This window comes from Neobacillus thermocopriae, from assembly GCF_010975035.1.
Classification (GTDB): domain Bacteria; phylum Bacillota; class Bacilli; order Bacillales; family Cytobacillaceae; genus Neobacillus; species Neobacillus thermocopriae.
In genome coordinates this window covers 1-25479 of record NZ_JAAIUV010000013.1, presented here as the reverse complement: position 1 = coordinate 25479, position 25479 = coordinate 1, and the positions used below count along the sequence as shown (strand labels likewise).

At 38.5% G+C, this 25479-nt stretch carries 32 protein-coding genes; 10 read left to right on the top strand and 22 right to left on the bottom strand.

Annotated elements, in window-relative coordinates:
- Positions 1-6 precede the first annotated feature (6 nt).
- Entirely contained in the window at positions 7-741 is a 735-nt protein-coding gene (locus G4Z05_RS09580; protein WP_163251748.1) for a peptidylprolyl isomerase, read from the bottom strand.
- 122 nt (positions 742-863) lie between these two features.
- Here G4Z05_RS09580 and kapB point away from each other — a divergent pair, with 122 nt between their 5' ends.
- Positions 864-1244, top strand: a complete 381-nt coding sequence (gene kapB / locus G4Z05_RS09575) for a kinase-associated lipoprotein KapB (protein ID WP_163251747.1) — start codon at positions 864-866, stop codon at positions 1242-1244.
- Between the two features lie 37 nt (positions 1245-1281).
- Here the strand turns inward: kapB and kapD are convergent, their stop codons facing one another.
- From kapD to G4Z05_RS09535, 8 genes are all read right to left on the bottom strand, one after another.
- Entirely contained in the window at positions 1282-1905 is a 624-nt protein-coding gene (gene kapD / locus G4Z05_RS09570) for a 3'-5' exonuclease KapD (protein ID WP_163251746.1), read from the bottom strand.
- A gap of 164 nt (positions 1906-2069) precedes the next feature.
- Complete coding sequence (locus tag G4Z05_RS09565; RefSeq protein WP_038537025.1) at positions 2070-2450, bottom strand: hotdog fold thioesterase; 381 nt, start codon at positions 2448-2450, stop codon at positions 2070-2072.
- Positions 2451-2668: 218 nt separating this feature from the next.
- Positions 2669-2863, bottom strand: a complete 195-nt coding sequence (locus tag G4Z05_RS09560; protein ID WP_038537027.1) for a hypothetical protein — start codon at positions 2861-2863, stop codon at positions 2669-2671.
- 119 nt (positions 2864-2982) lie between these two features.
- On the bottom strand, positions 2983-4491 hold the full coding sequence (locus G4Z05_RS09555) for a leucyl aminopeptidase (RefSeq protein WP_163251745.1): 1509 nt from the start codon (positions 4489-4491) through the stop codon (positions 2983-2985).
- A 70-nt stretch (positions 4492-4561) separates the two neighbouring features.
- Positions 4562-5170, bottom strand: a complete 609-nt coding sequence (locus tag G4Z05_RS09550) for a 3D domain-containing protein (protein WP_163251744.1) — start codon at positions 5168-5170, stop codon at positions 4562-4564.
- Between the two features lie 1159 nt (positions 5171-6329).
- Positions 6330-6653 (bottom strand): YuiB family protein, encoded by a 324-nt coding sequence (locus G4Z05_RS09545; RefSeq protein WP_038537034.1) that lies wholly within the window; start codon positions 6651-6653, stop codon positions 6330-6332.
- A 139-nt stretch (positions 6654-6792) separates the two neighbouring features.
- Entirely contained in the window at positions 6793-6918 is a 126-nt protein-coding gene (locus G4Z05_RS09540) for a YuiA family protein (protein ID WP_158332802.1), read from the bottom strand.
- A gap of 302 nt (positions 6919-7220) precedes the next feature.
- Positions 7221-8447, bottom strand: coding sequence for an NAD(P)/FAD-dependent oxidoreductase (locus G4Z05_RS09535; protein WP_200878226.1), 1227 nt, complete (start codon positions 8445-8447; stop codon positions 7221-7223).
- Positions 8448-8850: 403 nt separating this feature from the next.
- On the opposite strand from G4Z05_RS09535, the gene G4Z05_RS09530 reads away from it, so the two are divergent.
- On the top strand, positions 8851-9846 hold the full coding sequence (locus tag G4Z05_RS09530; RefSeq protein ID WP_163251743.1) for an NAD(P)/FAD-dependent oxidoreductase: 996 nt from the start codon (positions 8851-8853) through the stop codon (positions 9844-9846).
- A 41-nt stretch (positions 9847-9887) separates the two neighbouring features.
- Here the strand turns inward: G4Z05_RS09530 and G4Z05_RS09525 are convergent, their stop codons facing one another.
- Both G4Z05_RS09525 and G4Z05_RS09520 read right to left on the bottom strand, forming a co-directional pair.
- Complete coding sequence (locus tag G4Z05_RS09525) at positions 9888-10253, bottom strand: HesB/IscA family protein (protein WP_163251742.1); 366 nt, start codon at positions 10251-10253, stop codon at positions 9888-9890.
- 323 nt (positions 10254-10576) lie between these two features.
- On the bottom strand, positions 10577-10816 hold the full coding sequence (locus G4Z05_RS09520; protein WP_163251741.1) for a YuzB family protein: 240 nt from the start codon (positions 10814-10816) through the stop codon (positions 10577-10579).
- Positions 10817-11064: 248 nt separating this feature from the next.
- On the opposite strand from G4Z05_RS09520, the gene G4Z05_RS09515 reads away from it, so the two are divergent.
- Complete coding sequence (locus G4Z05_RS09515; protein ID WP_163251740.1) at positions 11065-12135, top strand: NAD(P)/FAD-dependent oxidoreductase; 1071 nt, start codon at positions 11065-11067, stop codon at positions 12133-12135.
- Between the two features lie 244 nt (positions 12136-12379).
- Here the strand turns inward: G4Z05_RS09515 and G4Z05_RS09510 are convergent, their stop codons facing one another.
- A complete protein-coding gene (locus tag G4Z05_RS09510) occupies positions 12380-12706 on the bottom strand; it encodes a YuzD family protein (RefSeq protein WP_163251739.1) in 327 nt (108 codons plus the stop codon).
- Positions 12707-12858: 152 nt separating this feature from the next.
- Here G4Z05_RS09510 and G4Z05_RS09505 point away from each other — a divergent pair, with 152 nt between their 5' ends.
- Positions 12859-13095, top strand: a complete 237-nt coding sequence (locus G4Z05_RS09505) for a NifU family protein (protein ID WP_038537052.1) — start codon at positions 12859-12861, stop codon at positions 13093-13095.
- A 91-nt stretch (positions 13096-13186) separates the two neighbouring features.
- On the opposite strand, the gene G4Z05_RS09500 is transcribed toward G4Z05_RS09505, so the two are convergent.
- Entirely contained in the window at positions 13187-14182 is a 996-nt protein-coding gene (locus G4Z05_RS09500) for a 2-hydroxyacid dehydrogenase (protein ID WP_163251738.1), read from the bottom strand.
- A gap of 61 nt (positions 14183-14243) precedes the next feature.
- A complete protein-coding gene (gene yutH / locus G4Z05_RS09495; RefSeq protein WP_163251737.1) occupies positions 14244-15254 on the bottom strand; it encodes a spore coat putative kinase YutH in 1011 nt (336 codons plus the stop codon).
- 175 nt (positions 15255-15429) lie between these two features.
- Here yutH and G4Z05_RS09490 point away from each other — a divergent pair, with 175 nt between their 5' ends.
- The gene (locus G4Z05_RS09490; protein WP_205597512.1) at positions 15430-15930 is read left to right on the top strand and encodes a phosphatidylglycerophosphatase A family protein; all 501 of its coding nucleotides are present in this window, start codon (positions 15430-15432) and stop codon (positions 15928-15930) included.
- A 27-nt stretch (positions 15931-15957) separates the two neighbouring features.
- On the opposite strand, the gene G4Z05_RS09485 is transcribed toward G4Z05_RS09490, so the two are convergent.
- Positions 15958-16722 carry a TIGR01457 family HAD-type hydrolase gene (locus tag G4Z05_RS09485; RefSeq protein WP_163251736.1) on the bottom strand — a complete coding sequence of 255 codons (765 nt, stop codon included), beginning with the start codon at positions 16720-16722 and terminating at the stop codon, positions 15958-15960.
- A 56-nt stretch (positions 16723-16778) separates the two neighbouring features.
- Complete coding sequence (locus G4Z05_RS09480) at positions 16779-17216, bottom strand: DUF86 domain-containing protein (protein WP_163251735.1); 438 nt, start codon at positions 17214-17216, stop codon at positions 16779-16781.
- A 269-nt stretch (positions 17217-17485) separates the two neighbouring features.
- On the opposite strand from G4Z05_RS09480, the gene G4Z05_RS09475 reads away from it, so the two are divergent.
- On the top strand, positions 17486-17752 hold the full coding sequence (locus tag G4Z05_RS09475) for a DUF3055 domain-containing protein (RefSeq protein WP_163251734.1): 267 nt from the start codon (positions 17486-17488) through the stop codon (positions 17750-17752).
- 64 nt (positions 17753-17816) lie between these two features.
- A complete protein-coding gene (locus tag G4Z05_RS09470) occupies positions 17817-18110 on the top strand; it encodes a cytosolic protein (RefSeq protein ID WP_163251733.1) in 294 nt (97 codons plus the stop codon).
- Positions 18111-18145: 35 nt separating this feature from the next.
- Here the strand turns inward: G4Z05_RS09470 and G4Z05_RS09465 are convergent, their stop codons facing one another.
- Complete coding sequence (locus tag G4Z05_RS09465; protein WP_038537073.1) at positions 18146-18421, bottom strand: YutD family protein; 276 nt, start codon at positions 18419-18421, stop codon at positions 18146-18148.
- Between the two features lie 115 nt (positions 18422-18536).
- Between G4Z05_RS09465 and G4Z05_RS09460 the strand changes: the two genes are divergently transcribed.
- Complete coding sequence (locus G4Z05_RS09460) at positions 18537-19172, top strand: YhcN/YlaJ family sporulation lipoprotein (RefSeq protein ID WP_163251732.1); 636 nt, start codon at positions 18537-18539, stop codon at positions 19170-19172.
- Positions 19173-19218: 46 nt separating this feature from the next.
- Here G4Z05_RS09460 and lipA read toward each other — a convergent pair whose 3' ends face one another.
- On the bottom strand, positions 19219-20136 hold the full coding sequence (gene lipA / locus G4Z05_RS09455; RefSeq protein ID WP_038537078.1) for a lipoyl synthase: 918 nt from the start codon (positions 20134-20136) through the stop codon (positions 19219-19221).
- A 192-nt stretch (positions 20137-20328) separates the two neighbouring features.
- Here lipA and G4Z05_RS09450 point away from each other — a divergent pair, with 192 nt between their 5' ends.
- The gene (locus tag G4Z05_RS09450) at positions 20329-21327 is read left to right on the top strand and encodes a M23 family metallopeptidase (RefSeq protein WP_163251731.1); all 999 of its coding nucleotides are present in this window, start codon (positions 20329-20331) and stop codon (positions 21325-21327) included.
- Between the two features lie 34 nt (positions 21328-21361).
- Here G4Z05_RS09450 and yunB read toward each other — a convergent pair whose 3' ends face one another.
- The 4 genes from yunB to G4Z05_RS09430 form a co-directional block, all read right to left on the bottom strand.
- Complete coding sequence (yunB, locus tag G4Z05_RS09445) at positions 21362-22156, bottom strand: sporulation protein YunB (protein ID WP_163251730.1); 795 nt, start codon at positions 22154-22156, stop codon at positions 21362-21364.
- A gap of 279 nt (positions 22157-22435) precedes the next feature.
- Positions 22436-22738: a YunC family protein gene (locus G4Z05_RS09440; protein ID WP_038537085.1), complete on the bottom strand. Its 303-nt coding sequence runs from the start codon at positions 22736-22738 to the stop codon at positions 22436-22438.
- Between the two features lie 67 nt (positions 22739-22805).
- The gene (locus G4Z05_RS09435; RefSeq protein ID WP_163251729.1) at positions 22806-23627 is read right to left on the bottom strand and encodes a sulfite exporter TauE/SafE family protein; all 822 of its coding nucleotides are present in this window, start codon (positions 23625-23627) and stop codon (positions 22806-22808) included.
- Positions 23628-23656: 29 nt separating this feature from the next.
- Positions 23657-24502 (bottom strand): DUF72 domain-containing protein, encoded by an 846-nt coding sequence (locus G4Z05_RS09430; protein ID WP_163251798.1) that lies wholly within the window; start codon positions 24500-24502, stop codon positions 23657-23659.
- Between the two features lie 499 nt (positions 24503-25001).
- Between G4Z05_RS09430 and G4Z05_RS09425 the strand changes: the two genes are divergently transcribed.
- Positions 25002-25479: transposase (locus G4Z05_RS09425; protein ID WP_205597402.1), on the top strand; the 478-nt coding region annotated here is incomplete at its 3' end.

The following is a 25479-nucleotide window of genomic DNA, read 5'->3' as shown; positions in this document are numbered from 1 at the left end:
CTTTTCTTACTTAAGTACGTTAATCTTTTTAATAAATACATCTTTTTCAGGCTTATCCTTCGCATCAACCTTCGTTTCCGCTATTTGATCAACGACATCCATTCCTTCGATCACATGGCCAAAAACAGTGTGGGCCCCATCAAGCCAAGGAGTTCCACCATGTTTTTCATAAGCTTCGATGATTTCTTTCGGATATCCAGCGTCTTCCATTTTCTTCTTCAAAGAACGATCAAGCTTAGTGCTTTGAACAATAAAAAATTGACTGCCGTTTGTATTCGGACCAGAATTCGCCATTGAAAAAGCCCCGCGTAAATGAAACAAGTTTTTTGAAAACTCATCCTCGAATGGTTTTCCCCAAATGCTTTCACCACCTGTACCATTGCCGTTAGGATCGCCGCCTTGAATCATAAAATCTTTTATTACCCTGTGAAAAATCAGCCCGTCATAATATCCTTCCTCACTATGTTTAATAAAGTTTTCCACAGCTTTTGGAGCGTACTCTGGAAATAGTTTTATTTTTATATTCCCCATTGTAGTTTCTATTTCCACTAGTCTTTCGTTCTCTAAAACTTCTGTAGTCATCTGAGGATAAACTGCATTTGCCACTGACTGGTCACCTTCCTTCTGTTCCGTTTTTGGCGTAACAGTATTTGTTTTGACTTCTTCTTTCTTATTGCCTGTCCCACATGCAGCAAGCAGCAAAACCATTAAAATGAATGGCCAAAACAATCTCTTTCTCATTATATATTCCCTCCAATTTTTCTCTTTAATCTCATTCAAAATTTGGCACCGAGTTTTTCATTTAGTCTATTTCATTATAAAATGAAAGTAGCATGACGTGGAAAATGATTGGGGGTTTTCTAGTGGCAGAATTACAAATTGGCTCTAAAGTAACAGGTATCTATAAAACGGGGAAATATATCGGAGAAATTACGGATATCCGTCCACAACATTATTTAGTCAGAGTGTTAGCAGTCCTAAAACATCCAATGCAAGGAGATTTACATCATCCTAAGGAAGCTAATGTCCTCTTTTTTCATGAGAGACGAGCACTAAGCTATCGAGAACAAGCCAACATCCCTAAACAAATGGTTAAGTTGTATGAAGGGGACATTCCTGAGTATAAAACGTCACTGAGGGAAGCTGTGGATAAAATGAAAAGGGAATTAAAAGAAAACGAATCCAAATGGGCTGAAATGAGCTTAAAAATGGTGGAATCACTGGAAAAAGATTACTTTCAATAAGTAAGTATGGCCAAATCCCATTGAGCGATTTGGCCATTCATGCAAAATCATTTAATAGCTTGGAGAAATCTACTCTGTCACCAATTGTCGTTGGTTTCGGTTTTTCTAAATATTGTTTATCCTTTTCAACCAATTTGAAAATATTATAGGTTGTTAGTGCATCATCAAGTGCACGGTGATGCCTGCCTGTCCCTTCCTTGCCATACTCCTGTACAGCCTTCCAAAGACCTGTTTGATTCTGGTTGCCAAAGAACCGCTTATATTCCATGGAGAGATCCAATTCTTCGGCCTGAAAAGGAAATGGTACTCCGGCTGCCAGACAATTTTGGCGCAATACCTTCATATCCATATTCCCCCAAGTTACAATTGTTGTTTCAACCGAATCGTTATTAAATTCCTCCAGTTTTCGAATAAAATCATAAAAAGATAGTCCCTTGTCAACTTGCTCCTGTGTAATATGTAAGAATGACTTACAACGTTCAGAAAGGATAGGGAATTTAAGCGGAGTTACAAAGGAGGAAAATTGCCTGATAATTTGTTCATTCATTACTGCCACAATCCCAACTTCAATAATTTCCGGATAGAAATCCTTTACCCGGACATTCTCTTCTGGCATTGTAAATTCAAAATCAATAAATAAATATTGGCGCTTGGTTGTCAATTTGTTCACCACCTTTTTACAAGTAATTTATACTACAGTATATAAAGAAACATGGACAAAAAATTGTGCTTATTTCTTACATTATAGCATGTAATCAGGATGAATTTTTTAAATTTTATAACAAATAAAAGAAATGAAGGAGGGAAATGGTCCCTCCCTTTCTTCTATTTCTTTTTCAATACGGCTATGGTACATCTGGATACGCAAATAAGTCGGTCCTGTTCATCAGTTATTTTAATATCCCATACCTGTGTTGTTTTACCTTGATGAATCACTGTTCCAACAGCAGTTACAATACCGTCGGATTTTGACCTTACATGATTGGCATTAATTTCAAGACCCGCCACAATCTCGTTTTCCTTATCAACCAATTCGTAAGCTCCAATGCTCGCAACCGTCTCTGCCAATGCAACGGAAGCCCCTCCATGCAAAATGCCAAATGGCTGACGAGTCCGTCCATCAACTGGCATCGTGGCGCACACTTTTCCTTTTTCGACTAAGGTTATCTCAATCCCCAACGACTTAAGCAATGTTCCTTCGATCATTCAAATCCCTCCAAGTAAATATACTCCTCTTCCCTATTCTATATTCTATCGCCGTTCCTTCTTCCCTTTATCGAAATCGATCATGCCAAGCATTCTTTTAATTTAGAGCTTTAGAGCTTGACCAAATTAAATTTCCCTTGCATAAAAAAAACACCCCGTAAATGTATGATTCATGTCTAACATTTACGGAGCCCTTTCTCTTAGATATTTTTTCAACACTAGTAATAGTATGGTGGTCCAGGATAACCAGGATATCCATAGGGATAAACGAAATATGGGCGATTTACTAATGCGCCTCCTAGTAAACCTCCCAAGAAACCTAGTCCGCCAATTGCCAAGGGTAACCCCCATCCCCAAGGTCCCAAAAATCTATGGTCAGAAGCGGGATACGGAATTCGATAATATGGGTACATTAAGGCCATGCCTCCTTTTCTCAGATACTTGCCTACACTATTTCATATGCGAAAAGTTAGCATTTGGCGTGGGCCCAATCTGGTGAGGAAAAGCCCTAATATACATTAGTTGATTGTTTTCATTTTTTAAGAGGTTCAAAACGTTCCACAAAAAGAGCAAGCGTGCGTGTCATGACGCCGGTAGCACCAGCCGGCCCAAGATCGTGCTCTTTGGAAGTAGTGGCTGTTCCAGCAATATCGAGATGCACCCAAGGAGTATCCTCAGCAAATTCACCAATAAACGCACCAGCGACGATCGCGTGACCTTCGCTGCCAGGAGAATTGTTGAGATCCGCCACTTTACTATTACGGACTCTTTCCTTTTCACTTTCAAACAACGGAAGTTGCCACATTTGCTCGCCTGCTTCTTTTGCCGCTTCTAAAACCTGTTCATACAGAGAATCATTATTCGTCATAGCTCCAGTAGTATGAACACCCAGTGCAGTAATGACTCCACCAGTCAAAGTAGCAACATCAATTAAATAGTCTGCACCATGATGTTTAGCATAGGTAACCGCATCTGCCAGCACCAGTCGGCCCTCTGCATCCGTATTCAATACTTCGATTGTTTTTCCGCTCATAGAAGTGATGACATCATCTGGCTTAAAAGCATTACCGCTAATCATATTGTCTGTAGATGGGATAACGGCGACCACATTTTGTTCTGGTCTCGTTTCACCGATAATCTCCATTGCTCCAAGAACAGCAGCTGCTCCTCCCATGTCTGTCTTCATGCCGACAATGCCAGCTTTCGTTTTAATCGAATAACCACCTGTATCAAAAGTGATACCCTTTCCAACTAGACCGATCACATCTTCCCATTCTTCCTTACCTTGATATTTTAAAACAATCATTTTCGGCGGCTCAGAAGATCCTTTATTGACAGCAAGGAAAGCACCCATACCAAGCTTTTCAATGTCCGCTTTGTCGAGAATCTCTACTTCAAAATTATACTTGGCTGCAAGTTCGACAGCATAAGCGGCCAAATCTGAAGCTGTCAGCATATTTCCCGGAGTGTTTACAAGTGTTCTTGCTGAATTTGTTCCTTGTCCAAATGCATAGCCAACCGTTAAGGAGGCGTTAATTTCCTTCATCTCCGCAGCGGTAGAGTAGACCGTAATATTTTCTAGTCTTTTCATTGGTTCATTTGGCTTTTGCTTATAATGATCGAATTGATAGGTCGCAAGAGCAATGGCCTCACTAAGAGCGTGGGCTGCATCTAGTCCATTTATTGTTTCTGTTAAAAAAGAATCTAAGTAAACCGATACTTCTTCTAACTTGTTTGCTTTAATCGTTTTAAAAGTTTTTCCAAAAGCTTTTCGAAGATGATCAAAGGTTAGTTCTTTTTCTTTTCCAAGTCCAACAAACCAAATTCGTTTGATCCCAATTTTACCCAAACTATGTATTTTACTAATTTTATTTAATTTTGCAGAAATATCTCCTGATTTAACGAGCTCCGTTAATTGTCCATCAAATGCCTTATCAAGATTGGCTAATTCCCCCGAAAATTTCACCGGCTGATCAAATAAACCTACAACTAAAGCTTCCTGTTTATCAGATAACACCAATTCCTCTTTTACATGAAACAACCTCTTCACCCCCATTTATTTACGATTTAATTATATCGAATAAAAAAATAAAAAACAGGCATTGAGCCTGTTACTTCTTTTCCGATTTTATATATTGTTGGCGAAAAACTTGCATTGATTTATCTTCATTTAATGCTGTAAGCTGTTCCTCCGTCAGTTTTCCATTACCTTTTTTCACTACATACACATCAACTGTTTTCTTTCCCCAATGACGATAAACATCCTCAACAGTCTCATAATAAAGATCGAGACGATTCCCTTTAATGGCTCCACCTTTATCAGCTACTACGCCATAACCATATCCAGGAATAAAGAGAATGGTTCCTATTGGAAAAATTGATAAATCTGCAGCAATCGTAGAATATAAGTCTCGTTTTACTTTCACGCCAGAATACGTGATTCCATATTCAGGGTGCCCTTTACTTTTCCCAGTTGATTCCACCCCTGCCGTATAACCAGTGGCGGTAACTGTGTATTTTGGGTACTTAGACCAATCGATCGACTCCTCTAATGTCGGAGCCTCCCCATTAACCGTTTCACCAACAGGAATCGTATCCATCAGGTGCGAAACAAACAAATGTGCTTGCAAACCAGTAATAGAATGGAATGTCACGGTTAATGCCATTAGAAACAAACAAGTCATTCCTAAACGCTTGGTCCATTTTTTCATTTTATTCATGAAATTTTTCACTCCTCCCAAAATATTCATTCCCAAGCGGAAAAGAATTATTCAAAAAAAGAGTGAAAAAATTAGAAAAGCGAAAGCGCCCTGCTTAGCGGCGTATGACCTGGAGGTTCTCCAACTGAGATATAGGAAACACTAAGAGCCGGAGGCGATTCGATGTTGACTTATCGTAGGGCGGAGACCGAAAGCGTCTCGCCGCTAGGGCGCTGGAGCTAGACAGTTCTCGAAGTAAAAAAATATTTTCTTATCTATTTAGAAAAGCGGAAGCCCCCTGCCCAGCGGCGTATGGCTTCCTCCCAAAAGCTATCGCTTTCGGTCGTGCGATGCTAATGCTCCCGGAGCTTTCCTTGTGGTGGTATCCAACTGAGATATAGGAAACACGATGAGACGAAGGCGATTCGATGTTGACTTATCGTAGGGCGGAGAGCGAAAGCGTCTCGCCGCTAGGGCGCTGGAGCTAGACAGTTCTCGAAGTAAAAAGATATTTTCCTATTTAGAAATGCGAAAGCGCCCTGGTCAGCGGCGTATGGCTTCCTCCCAAAAGCTATCGCTTTCGGTCGTGCGATGTTAATGCTGTCGGAGCTTTCCTTGTGGTGACCTCCAATTGAGATATAGGAAAAAAAAAAACGATGAGACGAAAGGCGAATCGATGTTGACTTATCGTAGGGCGGAGAGCGAAAGCGTCTCGCCGCTAGGAGGCTGGAGCTAGACAGTTCTCGAAGTAAAAAGATATTTTCCTATTTAGAAATGCGAAAGCGCCCTGGTCAGCAGCGTATAGCCTCCTCCAAAAAACTATCGCTTTCGATCGTGCGATGATTATGCTTTCGAAGCTTGTGGTAGCCTCCAACCGAAATAAAGGAAAAACGATGTGTTTCTGGAACAAGGGTGTGGGAGTAAGGAGATGTAAATGTTCTATAAATGACTCGTGAAACCATTCAAAGTATAATTTTGGATCAAACGACCGGTAGGAATATCTACAAAAGAAGAGGTTAGTAATAATGTAATGGTTGCTAATAGTGCCCAATAATGAAGGACAAATTTGGAAGCTTACTAGTAGAAAATATCTCTCATCATCTCAATAAACAACATTTCTTAGAGTGGAGGTTTAGTGTAAACAAAGGGTGTCCCTAAAGGAATACTTTTGGGACACCCTCTAAAACATTTGGTAACCATTTTTTCGTAATAGCTTAATGGTGAAACCTGATGCAATCGCACCGGCCAAACCACTTAATAATATTAATATATCAGCTGTTGCCAAATGGCTTAGTCTATAGCCAAGATCTTCAAAAGCTGCTTTACTATTTGTGAAATACTCAATAAAACGAACCTGATCAATAATTAAAATCGCTACAATTGGATAAATAATTGCCATTATCCATGACATCCGAAGTAGCATATTTAAGATAAAACCGATTCCGAAAAATAAAACAAAAAATAATACCACTGAAATAATTAGTACAACAATGCTCATTTGCATTGGAATTCCCCCTTTTGCATCAACCTTAAGTGTACTTAAAGTCGAAAAGGGAGTCAATAAAAACGGACAACTTATCGATGATAGGAAAGGCTAAAATAGCCTAGGATAATAGCAAAGCAGTCGTCTTTATTGGAAGTAACTACTCTTTTTTCTTTCCGGTACCCTCACAGCTTGAACAAGTTTCTGATCCACCAAGAACCAACTGAAAATATCCTTTTCCTTTACAATACTCACATGTTTTCGCCTCTAAACTCTTTACCGTCATCACCAATTTTCCTCCTTTTAATATTGACTTAATTTTCTGATAATATATCAAGGATTAGGAGAAATGAAAAGAGCGAAATTTATTCAAAATCAACATAAGAAAGCGGATACATATCTTGTTTTCTTTCATTTTCTAAGCGTGACTCAAATTTTCTAAAAATTTAAAAAATTAAAAAAACCAAGCACAATAAGAATTCTGCTGGGCTTACACAAATTGAAAATGGCTTCTAAGACAAAAAACAAATTCTCTTTAAAGGAATGAAAAACATTCAATAAAAAAGGGACAGGATTCCCCTGTCCACATTAAAATACGTTAAATTTTCCTTTTTTTAATACAAGGCCTGCGCCGCCAATCATATAAAGTGCACGATTGTCGACTACTTTCTTCATGATTGATGCGCTAGTTCCAGTTAGTTTTTTGCCAAAAACAACCCCGATTGCATCGTGTTCACCAAGTGAACATACAGTTCCTTTATTATCAAACTTAAATTCTTCAAGGTCAGATTTTCCACGAACTAATGCTGCTAAGTTACGTGCAGCACACTCACCTTGCTGCATAGCAATTTGAGCAGTAGGTGGGTAAGGACGATTAATCTCTTCATTGATAACAAGAGAACAGTCACCAATAATGAATATATCATCAAAACCAGGAACACGAAGATCTTTCGCTACCTTCACACGACCTCTCATCGCTTCAAAGCCGGATTTCTCAATTACAGAGTTACCACGAACGCCCGCAGCCCACACAACAGTTCCAGCTTTAATTTCACGTGGTTCTTCTTCGCCTTTAGCAACTAGAATACCATCAGGCGTACATTCTTTAATTGCTGTTCCAATTAAGAACTCAACACCCTTGCGTTCTAATTGTGACACAGCATATTGAACTAATTCAGGATCAAATCCCGGAAGAACAGTTGGTGCTGCTTCCACACAAATAACTTTCACTTTATGAGGATCTATATCATATTCATGACATAATTTAGGGATACGGTTAGTTAATTCGCCAAGGAATTCAATACCAGTAAATCCAGCGCCACCAACAACAATCGTTAGACGTGTATCGTTCTTTTCCTCTTCTGTATTATAAGTAGCAAATTGATATTCAATATGCTCACGAAGAAGACGAGAAGAGTTTACATTTGTAATTCCGAAAGCATACTCTTTTAAACCTTTGATACCAAAAGTTTCAGGCTCTCCGCCAAGAGCAATCACTAGATAATCATAATCGATTTCGCCGTTTTCAAGAATAACTTTCTTTTCTTCTTTATTAATTTGTTGAACCGTACCTTGTACAAACTCCACTTTATTACGGTCGATGACATCAAGAATGTCATAACGGACTTTGTCATGATGTAATGTTCCAGCAGATGCCTCATGGAGCCAGGTTGTTTCATAATGGTAATCATTTTTATTGACTAAGACAATATCTGCTTCGTTAATCCCTAAATGTTTTTGTAAACGAACAGTTGTCATCAATCCGCCGTAACCGGCACCAAGAATAACAATTTTAGGCTTTCTCAACGCAATCACTTCCACCCTTGTAATGTATTAATAATTCTTTAATCCTTATCTTCCACAGCTTGGTCTTATATTATTTTGAATATCAGAAAATTAGTATGTGATATAATTCACGTACTAAATCAAAATAATAAACCAATACAATTGTCTAACTAACTGCCAATTTGTGAAGAGGCGTCATATAAATGTGCCTGTATTGTCACAAAATCTTAACAATATATCCACAATACATCATATGCTACTTCCATTAGAATTTCAAGCCATTTCGAGAATATAATTTAATGAAAATATTAGTTTGAATATTTTTAAAAAAGAAACATCAAACGATGGTGAATTATCAGAAAAATATGAGGATTTATATTTTTTATGTTATGATAGTGAGTGGAATGGTTACTACAAGTTGGGGGGATACGGAGTGGAAGAGCAAAAAATTTATGACATTACCATTATTGGTGGTGGTCCCGTTGGTCTTTTTACTGCATTCTATGGGGGCATGAGACAAGCTACGGTCAAAATTATTGAAAGTTTACCGCAGTTAGGCGGTCAATTATCTGCACTTTATCCTGAAAAATTTATTTACGATGTAGCCGGTTTTCCAAAAATTCGTGCACAGGAACTTATAAATAATTTAAAAGAGCAAATGGCAAAATTTGAACCAACCGTTGTTTTAGAACAATCCGTTGAAAAAATTGAAAAGCTAGAAAATGGAACGTTTAAATTAACCACTAATAAAGAAAGCCATTTTACCAAAACAGTGATTATTACTGCTGGAAATGGTGCATTCCAGCCCCGCCGATTAGAGCTTGAAAATGCTACTCAATATGAAGGAAAAAATTTACACTATTTTATTGATGACCTCAATCGATTTGCTGGTCAAAAAGTTGTCGTATTCGGAGGGGGAGATTCGGCTGTTGATTGGGCTTTAATGCTAGAGCCAATCGCTAAGAAGGTAACAATCGTTCACCGCCGCAATAAATTCCGCGCCCATGAGCATAGTGTTGAAAACCTGTTTAAGTCAAAAGTAGACGTAAAAACCCCATATATTCCTATTGAATTAGTTGGTGACGAAAATGGCATCCAAAAGGTCATTCTTAGTTCAGTAAATAGTGAAGAAAAAATAAATCTTGAAGTTGATGCCGTCATTTGTAACTATGGCTTTGTTTCTTCCCTCGGTCCTATTAAAGAGTGGGGGCTTGAGATTGAAAAGAATGCAATTAAAGTAAACTCCAAAATGGAAACAAATATTCCTGGTATTTACGCAGCTGGAGATATATGTACGTACGACGGAAAGGTAAAATTAATTGCATGCGGCTTCGGTGAAGCACCAACGGCTGTTAACAATGCAAAAGCCTTTATGGACCCAAAAGCAAAAATCCAGCCATTGCATAGCTCGTCCATGTTTGATAAATAAACTGTTAAAGGCGCCCCCCATTTGGACGCCTTTTTTTAAACTTAACATTCCTCAGGTGTACCCGCTACTGTTGCCGTTCTAAATGATGACCCGCAGCCGCAGGATGCAATGGCATTCGGGTTATCAATGGTAAACCCACCGCCCATCATTGATTGTTTATAGTCAATTTTTGTACCTTGTAAAATCGGTGCGCTTTCTTTATCAACTAGGATTTTAATCCCAAATTGTTCAAATAGATGATCATCTTCCTTGACTTCATGGTCAAATCCCATTCCATAGGATAGACCACTGCAGCCGCCACCCTTGACACCTACGCGTAAATAGGCCCCCTCTTCTTCATTATGCTTCATCATTTCTTTTATTTGAAGAGATGCTGCTTCCGTTAAAAAAATAACATCCTTACTCATCTTAATATCCCTCCTTATTAACGAGGCTTTTTAAAATAGTATATACATTGATCTATACCAACTCAACAAATATGACTTATTAGAAAAGCCTAAGCACCCTGCCTAGCGGTATATAGCCTCCTCCCAAAAGCTATCGCTTTCGGTCATGCAATGCTTATGCTGCCGGAGATTTCCTAGTGGAGACTCTCCAATTGAGATAAAGGAAACACGAAATAACAAAGGGGTCTCACCGCTAGGAGCGCTTGCGCTAAACCTTTCTCGAAATCGAAATAGACTTCCTTATTCTTAAATTATGCTAAAAGGATGATCATGCTTCCTTTAGATTAAAACATTGGATTTTCTTCAAGGTATTCGTAAATATGCTCGACCAATTCGTCAGGCGTATCTCCTGTAACAACCTCTCCATTTACAAGTGCATAAAGAGTGGATGCACATTTTCCACAATACCCTAGGCACCCATATTCAATAATATCCAAATTTGGATCTTTTTGCAGTTTTTCTAACGCTAATTGTGCCCCGCTTGCAAGATTGCTGACACAAAATTCAATGATTGGCTGAATCATGGCTTTCACCTCTTTACTATCTACTAATCCTACCTTTTTTCAAATATGTCGTCAAATAACACATTACTTCCAAGTTTGTCAAGTTTCATTTCGATAAGTGTTGTGATTTTGTTACATTTTAGATATACTGATATTTGTGTGTTTAGCGAATAATTTTTAAATTTTATCTAAAAATAACTAATTTGAAAGCGGTATTTCTGAACTAAACCATAGGACATTTCAAGCACTGCAAAAAAGGGGAAATTCAAATGAAAAACCTTGTAATTCTAGGCGGCGGTTATGGAGGGATGAAGGTTTTACACGAGCTTCTGCCAAATGATCTGCCGGAAGATGTCATGATCACACTTGTGGATCGCGTTCCTTATCATTGCTTAAAAACTGAATTCTATGCTCTTGCAGCAGGAACGATTTCTGATAAAGAAATCCGAGTAACCTTTCCTGAACATCCAAGGGTTCAATTTAAATACGGAGAAGTAACTGGTATTGTAACAAATGAGAAAAAGGTATTATTAAAAGACCAAGAACCCATTACTTATGATGACCTTATAATCGGGCTTGGGTGCGAAGACAAGTACCATGGTGTGCCAGGAGCAGATCAATATACCTATAGTATTCAAACGATTACTAAATCTCGTGAAACTTATTCTGTACTGAACAATTTGCCTCCAGGTTCAGTAGTAGGTATCGTAGGAGCCGGACTGAGCGGTGTTGAGCTTGCTAGTGAGTTAAGTGAAAGCCGTGAAGACCTTCATATCAAATTATTTGACCGAGGAAAACACATTCTTTCTGCTTTCCCTGACCGGTTAAGTAAATATGTAGAAAACTGGTTTAAAAATAAGGATAATGTTGAAATTATTAATAATTCCAATATTACTCGGGTAGAAGAAAATACCTTATACAACCATGACGAACCAATTCATTGTGATGTAATTGTTTGGACAGCAGGGATCCAAGCAAATAAAATTGTACGTGAAATGGAAGGGGAAAAAGACCATTTAGGAAGAATGGTGTTAACTCCAAGGCATCATCTTCCAAATGATGAACATATTTTCGTTGTTGGAGATTGCGCGAGCCTCCCTCATGCTCCAAGTGCCCAGCTTGCGGAAGGACAAGCAGTGCAAATAGTAGAGGTTTTAAAGAAACGCTGGAACGGAGAAGAACCACCTGCTTCATTCCCACCAATTAAATTAAAAGGTGTTCTCGGTTCTCTTGGAAAAAAACATGGTTTTGGCTTAATGGCAGAACGACCAATCACCGGACGAGTTGCTCGACTCCTAAAATCCGGTGTACTTTGGATGTATAAATTCCATAATGGGTAATAAGAAAAGCGAAAGCCCCCTGCTCAGCGTGCGATGTTTATGCTTCCGTAGCCTTCCTTGTGGTGCACACCAACTGAGATATAGGAAACATGAAGAGCCAAAAGGCGATTCGATGTTGACTTATCGTAGGGCGGTGAGCGAAGGTGTCTCGCCGCTAGAGGGCTGGAGCTAGATAATTCTCAAGGTAATAGTAGACATTCTCGAACTATAAAAAGAAGCATTCCAAATGGTGGAATGCTCCTTTTTATTGTGCCTTGTAACCATATTTTTCGAGTTCGGCAAAAATCGTTTTTAAGCGAGGATTTCCTTCTCCTACAATTTTATCCTTAATGACGACAACAGGATAAAACATATCTTCTTCGATAACACGTTGAGCAAATTTTACTAAATTCTCATCCTCCGGCGGCTGGTGAATATCGACATACGTCATTTTAAAGGGCTGGCCAGGGAATTTTCTGGAGATTGCTGCTTCTAGCCATTCAAAGGTTTCTTTTGAGGATGGCGAGTTGACACAGCTTGGACATACCTGTTCGGCACCATAAAGAACAATTTCTACCTCGGTAAATTCCATAAAAACCATTCCTAACTTTTTTCTTTTATTGTATATTATAAACCTAAGAATCTCTATGAAAATGTTCGTAATATGGGCAGTTCACCAATTTCTGATAATGGATTTTTACTGCCAGCGCCAGTATAATAGAATTATGAAAGGAGTCGATTAGAATGTCTGAACGAGATATGTTTGAACAAGTTCAAGAAGTGTTAGATAAATTACGCCCATTTCTTCTTCGCGATGGTGGAGATTGCGAATTAGTGGATGTTGAGGATGGTATTGTAAAACTTCGCTTACTAGGTGCTTGCGGATCTTGCCCAAGCTCAACGATTACACTAAAAGCTGGTATTGAAAGAGCTCTTCTTGAAGAAGTACCTGGTGTTGTGGAAGTAGAGCAAGTATTCTAATTTTTTATAAAAGCGATTGCCAATGGGGCAATCGCTTTTTTTGATGACTTTGGTAGGTATATTCTTTCACGAAGTTTCAATATCAAATTCGTTATAAAGTGGCTCCCCTTCCTGGTTGCCAATCTTTATTTACTAGCGTTTTTGGCGGCCTGCCTTCTAAAATCGCTTCTATATTTTCAACACAAAGCCTCATCATACCTGTTCGTGATTCAATGGTGGCACTTCCGATATGTGGCAGAGCGACTACATTGGAAAGCTTCAACAATGGATGGTCTTGGCCAATTGGTTCCTTATCAAATACATCTAGCCCAGCTCCAGCAATTTCCCCACTAACAAGTGCATCATAAAGGGCTTGTTCATCCACTACTGGCCCCCTTGAGGCATTAACAAATATGGCTGATGGTTTCATTTTTCTGAAAGCTTCACGGGTAAAGAGGTGTCTTGTTTCCTTTGTCAACGGTGTTAGGCAAACAATAAAATCAGATGAACGCAACAACTTGTCAAAGCTAGTATAGATGGCTCCCAATTCCTTTTCCGCTTCCTGATTTTTTGATCGATTATGATAAAGAATATTCATATCAAAACCAGTTGCCCGCTTTGCTACGGCCTGACCGATTTTCCCCATACCGACAATCCCAATTGTTTTATGGTGAATATCTTGACCAGCTAATAAAAACGGACTCCAACTTTGCCATTTTCCATCTTTGACAAACTCAGCAGCTTCAACCATTCTCCGAGCCGTTGCCATCAGCAATGCAAACGTTAAATCTGCTGTCGTATCTGTTAACACATCTGGTGTATTACAAATGGCAATCCCTTCCCTACTGGCTGCTTGTATATCCACATTATCATAGCCGACTGCCATATTAGCAACCACTTTTAGCTTTTTACCGGTCTTTAACAAAGCTTCATCCACTTTGTCTGTTAACATTGTCAATAACGCATCTGCTTTTGCCGCTTCAGCCAGTAATATTTCTCTTGGAACCGTTTGATCTTCATACATCCACATTTTCACTTCAAATTTCTCAAGGAGTGGTCGAACGACATCGTTTGGCAACTTACGAGTGATAAAAATATACGGCTTCATTTTTTATTCCCTTCCTTATTTTTCTATCCTCCCTCTATTTTAGCATATAGAAGGGAAAGAATTATTGGTATAGCCAATCAAGCTGGGGAAGATTTTGCCGCCGGATCGGGGCATCAGTCATTTGATAGAAGCGTGACAAAAACTTCTCATACTCTGTAGATTGTCTTAACATTTTACTTAAATGTTCTTCCAATAACTTCTTCTCCTGTTCAGATCTTGTTGTATAGTAATTTTCGATACACTCGAAGTAATGAAGTGGAAAGATCAGCCGGGCAAATAATAAACGCCACGAAAAAGAGGTTAATGTGACAACCGTTTGGTATTCCTCAAAAAATTGCTTCAACTCCACGTCATACGTCTGCATATTGCGGAAATATCTTTCCCTTGTCCATTCGGCCAAATCACGACTCCGATGATCAAAAACCCAATCAAATGGTTTTTTTATTAAAAAATTACCATTCCAAGTGGTTTGGGTAAATCGCACGTGACATACAGTTCCCCCATCTAATACACTAGGCTGTTCATCAATTTCCGTATCAACTAAATATTGAATAGCATTTTCAGTCAAGGCCATGTAATAGGGGAATGATTCAATGAACATTTTTTCAAACTCATCCTCTGGAGTTTGGTATAGTAGCCCATTCCATACCTTCTCCATTTGCTCTAGCCTTTTTTCCCACAAATTCTTCCAATGCCCAATTCGACTTATTCGTTGAATTTGAAAGGGCACTCTTCTTCCACGTTCATGAAATTTTGCGAGCTTCCTCCCTAATTTCATATTTCGCTGTCGGCGTTTTCTTTGCTGATTGGCCAAAACACAAAATTTTCCTTGAGCCCAAGTTGTAATATATTGACCACTCTTTGTTTGTAAAACTTGAGGCACATCTTGATCTCCATATTTTCGTAAATGCTCAGCTATTTTCCCTAATTCTTGTATATCCGTTTCATCCTTACCATCCGGATCAACAATGACATAAATCCATCCATTGCCTTTTAGTGCATCATATTGATCAATTTTTATTTGTTCTTCAGCCCTGACTCCGTACTGAGCTTCAAGCATTTTTTGCAGCATTTTCTCACCCCTGGTTTTCTTCCCTCTAAGTCATTTATATGTATTAAAATGGAAAACTTGTAGCAACCATTTTTTTAAATGAAAGTAATTTTATTGATTGTCGATATGAAAAATGCATATCATAAACGAATAGGATATATATATAGAAAAATGGATGAAAAAGGTGATAATCGGAATGGCTGAAGACAAAAAAATTAACCATGTAGAAGAAAAAGCACGCAAATGGTTGAAGGAAAGAGGTGTTGAAGTAAAAGATATCGCAAATTTGGTTTATTTTTTACAAGAAAAATATCATAAAAATTTAAAAATGGAAGACTGTATTGCCAATGTTGAAAAGGTTCTCTCTAAACGTGAGGTTCAAAACGCGATCATTACTGGAATTCAGCTTGATATCCTCGCTGAAAAAGGCATGCTGGAAGAGCCACTTCAATCCATTATTGCAACCGATGAAAGCTTGTATGGTGTGGATGAGATTCTGGCATTTTCCATCGTAAATGTATATGGCTCCATCGGTTTTACGAATTACGGCTACATTGATAAACAAAAACCGGGAATACTAGCTTATTTAAATGATAAATCAACTGGAAAGTGTAATACATTTTTAGATGACATTGTCGGCGCAATCGCAGCTGCTGCTTCTAGCCGATTAGCACATGCTGCCGCTAATGTTGAATAAAAAGGATGGCTACCCAGCCATCCTTTTTTAAATTTCCCATTGATCCAAAGAGTCAATCGCATATGTAGGCTTCCGATCATACCCTTTCAGAAGTTCCTTTGTTGTCACACCTGTATGAACTAATAATGTATCAATCCCGACATTCATCCCAGCCAAGATATCGGTATCATAATAATCGCCGACCATTATTGTTTCTTCCTTCGAGGTTCCCAGTACCTTTAATGCCTGTTCCATAATTATGGATTCAGGTTTTCCAATAAAAATCGGATTTGTTTGAGTCGAAACGCTAATGACAGAAGTAATCGATCCATTTCCTGGCAATAGCCCTCTTTCAGTCGGAATCGCGATATCTCCATTAGTAGAAAGAAAAACAGCCCCATTTCGAACCGCTAAACAAGCGACCGCCAATTTTTCATAAGTGAGTGAACGATCAATCCCAACAACAACAAATTCAGCTGTTTCCTCGGCAAAAGTAAATCCCTTTTCTTCCAAAGCTGTACGGATCCCTTCTTCTCCGATCACATAAACGGTAGCATCTTTCTTTAAGCTATAAATATAATTGGCTGTTGCCTGACTTGTAGTAAATACTTGGTTCTCCTCGGCTGGAATATCAAAGTCACGAAGTTTTTTCGCCACTTGGGCTGGAGTTCTGGAAGAATTATTTGTAACAAATAAGTATGAAATTCCTTTCCTTTGCAACTTTTTCACAAAATCGGATGCGGCCTCAATTCGTTCAGAGCCCCGATACATCGTTCCATCTAAATCAATTAAATATCCCTTATAATTTTTCATCAAAAAATCACTCCTTATGTAGCAAACGCTAAAAAGAAAAAGACCGATGGACGGCCTCAGTTTTTAAATGCAGATACAGGTCCCAATTCATTTATCAGATAATCCCGGACATTTTTTGGGAATACCTTTAATGCAGGCAATTGGTTGAAAAATTGCTGCTGAAGCTCATGATGGTCTACTTCCATGTATAATTGAACAAGCTTTTTTCGGAATGGAATGAGCGTTTTTAGGCGATTCCCTGTTTCCTCTGAAACGACTTTTTCATCCACTAATATATCAATAATATCATCATAACTTCCAGGGTCACGCATAATAAATCCATCAATCATAGCATTCCCAACATCCAGCACGGACTCCAACATCATTAGTGTTATCCGTTCCAGTGCCGCTTTTTCAATAGGTGATGTCCATTCCTTCTTACTTTCAAAAAGATGAATTTGGGATTCTAAATAAATGAGTGTCTCTTCAATTTTTTCTCGATCCACAAAATACATGGGACTCCACATCCTTTGCATAGTAGTTCTAAGTGGCTATTACTTGAATGAAGGCAGTTAGAGATGCATAATCATTCCCCATTGCCTTAAAGATAACATGCAACGATTTATTTCTATTGTAACATATTTTTACAACGTTCTTATTTTCTCTGTAGAAATTTCATCCTTTATGTTGAAGAAAATTTGTATACCTACCAACGGAGCTTTTATTTTGATACTATAGAAATTGTATTTAGATCAAAGAATTGGACAAGGAGACAATAAATCCGATGAAAGAACGTTATTTCTTATATGATGATATTGAAAATACAAAAACAAGGTTTGTAAGCTTTGTTGGGGAAAACCAACGCTATGATTTGGCCATTATTCAAACCGACCGTCATTATGGAAAGAGCCTTGTTCTTAACATGCAAGGAAATCGTTTCGCCATTATCGGTCAGGATGATCTTGAAGAAGAAGGATATCTTGAATATGCATTTCAATTAACCGAAGAAGAAGCAGAAGAATTAAGGTCATTTTTAATGGAAATCATCTAATAAAATCCCCCACACATGTTTTTTTCACTCCTTGCAATACTATAGGATAGAAGGAGTGAAGGGGATGGCAAAGAAAGATTCCAAAAATTATGATGATTTGTCTAATGTGGAAGTACAGCGTAATTTCCTAACAGCAGAGGAATTTCCAGAAGGACCTTATGGATCGCCAATTCGAAAGGATGATCCTGTTGAATTAAAAAGCTCACCTTGGCAAGAAGGACAGCGGTGGTACAGTAATTTTAATTATGAATTTAAAGCGTTACATCAGGATATGCCAAGGGAAATGGATGGAGCTCATCCTCCACATGATGATAAACATAAAGATGAACAGGCACCATATAACAATAATGAAGCTTAGGAATAAGAAAAAACGAAGGGAATGACCCTTCGTTTTTATTTTTTCACCTTTTTTAGGACAAAATAGGCACAGCCGAAATTACAGTATTCATATAGATATTCGGTTAGTGTACTAATTTTTGTATCAAAGGTGGCCTTTTGATTTTGATCATCAAAGAAACCTTTCAGACGGAGCTGGCCATAACCCCAATCCCCTACAATATAATCATATCTAGAAAGAATATCGCTGTATCTTGCTTTTAGCGCTTCTTCATTAAACCCATTGCGATATTCTTGCACCAACTCATACAAATTATTATTAATTGCGATCATGCATGCATCACCTCAATTTACCAACAGGTCTATCCTCATTATAACCGATTCCCCATCAATTACTAAGAAAAAAAATGTTTCTTTGGGCCATTCTAATAGAAGGAGGTGGTTTTAATTGAAAAAATTCATCCCCATCATTGGTTTATGTGCATTAACTTTACTCCCGGGCTGTACAAATAATATGGCCAATCGTGATGTATACGAAGAAAGCGGGAATACTATTAACGTCAACAATAAACGCAATGAACTTTACCGTGAAGATCAATTGCAAGGAACAAAAAATATTAGCAACCAATATGGTTACGTCCGTAATCAAAAAAGCCCACTGATGAATGATAATACAGCCAATAATAATGACATAGGACTTGATCGTGAACAATTGGCGAACATCATTAGCAAATTGGCTGCAGAAATTCCAAATGTTAATGATGTAGCAGCACTGGTCACTGATCAAGAAGTACTCGTTGCCTATCAAACCGATACGAAAAATCGTGAATTAACAGCCGACCAAGTAAAAAGAACGGCCCTTTCCGTTGTACCACGATACTACCATGTATATGTTTCAGACAATAAAGCGCATATACGAGATGTCGAAAATCTCGCTAATTTTACCAGTACCAGCAAAAAAGCTCGAGAGCAAGTAAATGCTGTAATTAAACGCATGAAAACTTCACCGCAAGGCTCCCGTATAAACAACAGTGAGGATGAAAACGGCCTGACTCCAGATGACAAAACAAAAACCAGCCGTTAAATTGAAGAGTTCAGACCTAGAATGGGCTGAACTCTTTTCACCTTTTTTAAGCTTCCTGTGCGTTTTGTTCTCCTAAAAGCTGCTTATGCTTTGCTGCGGCATTCACTTGTTCATCTGCATGGTAAGACGAACGGACAAGTGGCCCTGCCTCACAATGACTAAAACCTTTTGATAAAGCAATTTCTCGGAACTCATTAAACTCATCAGGACTGTAATATTTTTCAACTCTTAAATGGCTTTTGGTCGGCTGTAAGTATTGGCCAATCGTCATAATGTCCACATGATTGGCTCTTAAATCATCCATGACTTCAAGTATTTCTTCTCTCGTTTCTCCTAATCCAATCATTAAGCTGGATTTTGTTGGGATGGTTGGATTCATTTCCTTTGCCCGACGCAAGAATTCAAGTGAGCGTTCATAGGTGGCACGTGCTCTAACTCTTGGTGTAAGTCGTCTAACAGTCTCAATATTGTGATTGAGGATATCTGGTTTCGCATCCATTAAAATTCGTAAGTTCTCTTCTTTTCCACCCATATCTGAAGGCAGCACTTCAATGGTAGTAAATGGATTTTTTCTACGAATCGCCCTTACCGTTTCAGCGAATACAGCTGCTCCGCCATCCTTTAAATCATCACGAGCAACAGCCGTAACGACCACGTGCTTAAGGTTCATAAGCTGTACGGAATCAGCAACCCTTTCCGGCTCTTTCCAATCCAGCTCCGTTGGCAACCCTGTTTTTACGGCACAGAAACGGCAGGCACGGGTACACGTATCCCCAAGAATCATAAATGTAGCTGTCCGTCTTACAGCCCAACATTCATGAATATTCGGGCAGCGGGCCTCTTCACAAACGGTATGAAGATTTTTCTCCCGCATTAATTTCTTTAACCCTGTATAAGTCTCATTTGTATTTAACTTTATTTTCAACCATTCAGGTTTACGTAAAATCTCATTCTTCTTACTCAATCATAACACCCCTCGGCAAATCATTATGTACAAGCCTTCTGTTCACACTTTAACATACTAGAATACGAACGACAAGCAAACCCGAAGTGGGAATAATAAGAAAAATAATTCAAACCGCCAAATACCATATATTAGTAATAATGAAATAGAGGAGAAGTCATAAAATAAGTTTGTACATTATTCGGAAGGAGAATGACTGTGCGGACTTTTTTGATTTTTGGGACTTTGGTTTTCTTTTTTAGTTCTTTCTTTTCCGCTAGGGATGTTTGTGCGGCAGAGTCCAATCCCTACGAGGAAAGAATGAAACTTTATAAAAAGGTTGAAACGGTGACGCACATTCCTTGGTATTATCTTGCTGCCATTGACCAATATGAAAGAAATGTTCGTATGGTCCGCCGTGATTTGCCAAAACCGGATCGTGCTATTTCCATTTATATCCCTCCAGAGGTCTGGGTAGGATTAACAAACCCTAATCTTGAAGAGGAAGATCCTGCTATTATTCAATTTTTTCAAGGTATGGGGGTCGATGGAGATGGGGATGGTAAGGCAAGTTTAAAAAGTGATGAAGATGTCCTCTATGCCTTTGCCAACTATCTTCTTTCCTACGGAGTTGACCATGATAATATAAAAATTGGACTATGGAATTATTACCACAGAGATCGAACGGTCGGAAGCATCGCCAGCTATGCTAAAATTTACCGACATTTTGGGCGAATTGATTTGGATACAAACGTATTTCCCGTTCCGCTTAATAGCAACCACAGCTATCGCAGCACGTGGGGGGACGCAAGAGGTTGGGGAGGTCGAAGAATACACGAAGGAACCGACATTTTTGCCGATTATGGTGTACCTGTAAGAGCTACAAGCTACGGCATCGTTGAGATCAAGGGATGGAATAAATATGGCGGCTGGAGAATAGGTATCCGTGATATTAATAATAACTATCACTATTACGCTCACCTAAGTGGTTTTGCAAAGGGGATTGAAAAAGGCAAAATTGTGGAGCCCGGAATGGTCATCGGTGGTGTTGGTAGTTCCGGTTATGGGCCACCGGGTACCTCAGGAAAATTCCCACCTCATTTACACTATGGGATGTACAAGGATAATGGAAAAACTGAATGGTCCTTTGATCCCTATCCACATTTAGTGAAATGGAAACGAATGGAACGGGCAAGTTTAAAGAAAAAGTAAGGATGGACTCGGATCACTTGAGTCCATCTCTTTATTAGTTTGATTTTTTCGTTTCGGATTTCTCCATTTTCTTATCCGGTATCTGGAAGGATGGAGCGATACCGCCGCCTCCGCTATTATAAAATTGCGGAACATCACCTTCTACCATTGCACTACCAACAGGGATTTTTTGTTTAAGCTTCGTAATATCTGTAGCAAATGGGGTAATAATTTGTACTGAAACTTCAATTTCAACCACTACATTCACCCACGTATTATTAATTCCCATTTCTTTTGTTTCAATCTGCACATCTGGTTCCACTTCACCGATCGCATGGAATTTCACTGGTATTTTTGGACCTAGATTCCCTAATAAAGCAATATTCGTTGCCTGCCCTAATGGGACATACCAAATGATCGAATCTTCATCTGATGAGTCCTCTGTTTCAATTTCGACATCTGTTAATTGTTCAAGCTGGGCTAGTTTTCCTTGTTTCGCCTCCTTTAAATTCTTTTGGATTTGAGCAGTTGTTTCAGCCAATACACGGTTAATTAAATCGGTATTTAACTGCCAGTGATGCTTTGAACCATCACTGCTTGGGATAATTTTTACCACTTCATTATTCTCTCCCACATTGGTCGTCCGCTTCGTAATGGCCCGGTTAATAACAAGGGAAGCGATATTACGTGTCTCCGATTCAGCATATCTCATTAATGTCGGTTCAATACCCTTATTTACCAATAAGACTCCTAAAGCCGTTGTTAAAAGAAAAAATACAAATGTTAAAAGTAAGACATAACGGAAGGGCAACGGTCCTCTTTTTGACAGCCTCCTGTGGAACTTTGCCAAAGTAAATCACCCCTTCAAGCTATATGTATGCGAAACTACAGTGAACTAGCCCAATAAACCATCAATTTATATCCAAATCATATTTAGTGGATTATTTTGGTTAACACTATTTCTACCTTATACAAGGAGAAGGGAGAACTCATTCCCCACTAATAACCAAGGAAGGAAGCTTCTAGATTCAATCAAGCATCTATGTAAAATGTGCAATAAAAAAGACTGTCAATAACCCCAAACGATATAGAGGTTATCAACAGTCTAAAAGCCTGCTAAAAGCAGGCTTTAAATCATCTTTAACAAGGCGTCTTTGCCAATCATTCCTTTGTGGATACCTAATTCCTCAGCCTCATACGTTACCGATTCCAGTGGAGCATTTAATAATTGTTCGATGGTTCTTACCCCTACTGCTCTTCCGGCAATCACCTTTCGATCCTTTAATTTTTCATTGAGTAAAGCGACATCTAAGGCACCGCACATGATGTATCCTTTATCACTCGTCACTGCTAGTAATGTTGTTTTTGGAAGTAAAACTGTAACAGCCAAAAAAGTATGGCCGGCAATATTGATTGGTGAAAGATCAATCAACTTTCCACACTCCTTTCCATACTACAGTATGAAAGGAATAGGAAATTCGTGTTCATTCCAAAGAAGCTTACCCGTATATTCCTTCTATAATCATACGAACTCCTACTATAACCAGAATTGTACGCAATATTAATACAATTGTTTTACTTTTTAGCTTAGTATTCAAATAAACGCCGATCTTGGCACCAATATAGGCTCCTGGCACTAAAGCTAGTGTTAGCAGCCAATCCACATTACCCAACGAAATATGAGTAATAGAGCTTAAAATCGAGGTTGGCAGAATCATGAACATAGAAGTCGCGGTAGCAACATGAGGCGGAAAAAAGAATACTAAAATCATGGTTGGCACCATTAGCGAGCCACCCCCAACCCCAAATATTCCTGATAAAAAGCCAACAATAAAGGAAACCAAAACAGCAAGAGCCGGGTTAAAGCCATATTCATAGGTTTTTCCTTCATTATCTGTAAATGAGCGAACAACTCCCCGATCTTTTTGATATGGCAAGGGCTTTAATTTATCTTTGATTAGTAAAACAAAGGAGACTACAATAATAAAAATTCCAAAATAAAGACTAAATGAATGCAAGTCCAATTTTTCCGTGACCCAAGCTCCCAGAATACTTCCTGGTCCGCTTCCAATGAGAAAGATGAATCCACTTTTATAATCGACCGTCTTATGTTTCATATAGGCAAGCGTCGAGGAGAGTCCCGTAAAAATCATAGTAAACAATGAGGTTCCGACAGCTACCTGTGGAGATATATCACCAAAAACAGACAATGTTCCCATATAGAGTAGTGCAGGGACAACAATGATTCCTCCTCCAAGGCCAATCAATGATCCTAGTGAACTTGCAGCCAGCCCAACAATAACTAATATAATCCACTCCATAATTCCACCCTCTAGTTTTGACAGTATTTCTAAAACAAATGAAGCTGCCTTGGTGCAAGTCCTTCATATTCAATTTCTAATAGCTCCATCAATTGTTTAGCATTATCTGCGGCATCGCCACCAGAATTGTTATTAAAAAGCAAATATACATGTTCACATTCTTTAGTTAGTTTTCGTACATGATTTGCCCACTCTTTCAGCTCCTGTTGATTGTAGCGGTAAAGATAACGAACCTCCCGCCAATTTTCACCATTCTTCTTTTGCCAGCCATGAATATTGCGGCCATGGAACCTAACAAGAACCTTCTCACGGTCTGTCGTTTGCAAAATAGTTGGCACCGATCCTTCACCGGATTGGGGTTCATCACAAATGCTATGAATCCAATTTTCTTTTATCATGAAATGAATGGTTTTTTCTCGATACTGTGGTAAAAACCAAGATTGATGCCTGAATTCCAATGCACAAGGGATGCTTCCCATTTCCCGTTTGCACCATCTTAAATATTCTACATTTTCCCTTCTGCAATCAAACCAAGGTGGGAATTGAAATAACACCATGGCTAATTTGTTTTTCTCTATGTAAGGAACTAATGATTCTTTAAAGGCCTGAAACATTTCCTTCATGGACTCGAATGGGATTTTGCTTGACAGATGTCCTGTCATCCCCTGATAGGCTTTGACGATAAACTGAAAGCACTCCGGAGTTTCATTGACCCATTTTTGTGCATTACGTATAGGCTGAATCGCATAAAAAGCGGAGTCTACCTCGACAATCGGAAAATGGCTTGCATATTCCTTTAATTTATCTCTCGGCGCGGTTTTGTCAGAATATAAGCTGTCATGGTCACCCCACCCCGTTACACCGATATAGATCAACAAAACTCACCTCCATTTATTTATAATAGCATAACCAATTATTTGGATGATGACCTTTTTGGAAATTTTAGAAAAGTTACCAGCTATAAAATGACCGTATTTTGCTATTTAAAAGATCGTTGACTAAGTTTTGTGGTTATTCCTTAGTTAGAAGAGGAAACCCATTTTACTACTGGGCTTGGAAATCACACCTTATTAATAGATTACATTTCTTGGATTTATAAAATTTGTAACTAACCAGATTTTCGGTGTTAACGGATGTCACCATATCTACTAAATTAGAATATAAAGTACAAAAACAACAAGAGAAACATACTGTTTTATAATGAAAAAAATTGACTAGGATATACCTAAACAAGATAAAAAACTTAGCACGTGCAAAAAATAAGAAAAACCCTTGATAAACAAGGGTTTCAGACTGTCGACAAAATCCTTTTTTAAAGGATTTTGTCGACATTTTTTGTATAATTATGTCATAGAATATCGAGGTGATATTGAAATGCTTACTAAAAATACACAAGTAAATCGAGATCAATTAGAAATGATTACTTTAGACCAGCTGGTTCCTGAAAATCACTTGGTTCGTAAGATAGAAGCTGCTATTGATTTTTCATTTATATATAAATTAGTTGAGAATATGTATTCATCTGAACGTGGTCGTCCAAGTATTGACCCTGTTGTATTAATTAAGATGGCTTTTATTCAATATACCTTCGGTATTCGCTCTATGCGCAAAACTATTGAAGAAATTGAAACAAACCTTGCTTATCGTTGGTTCTTAGGTTTTGGGTTTCATGATAAAGTCCCCCACTTCTCAACCTTCGGAAAAAACTATGAAAGACGTTTCAAGGATACAGATCTATTTCAAAAAATCTTCTACCGCATTCTAAAAGAAGCTTCTGATAAAAAGTTGATTAGTGCTGAACATGTATTTATTGATTCTACGCATGTTAAAGCAAGTGCAAATAAACGTAAAT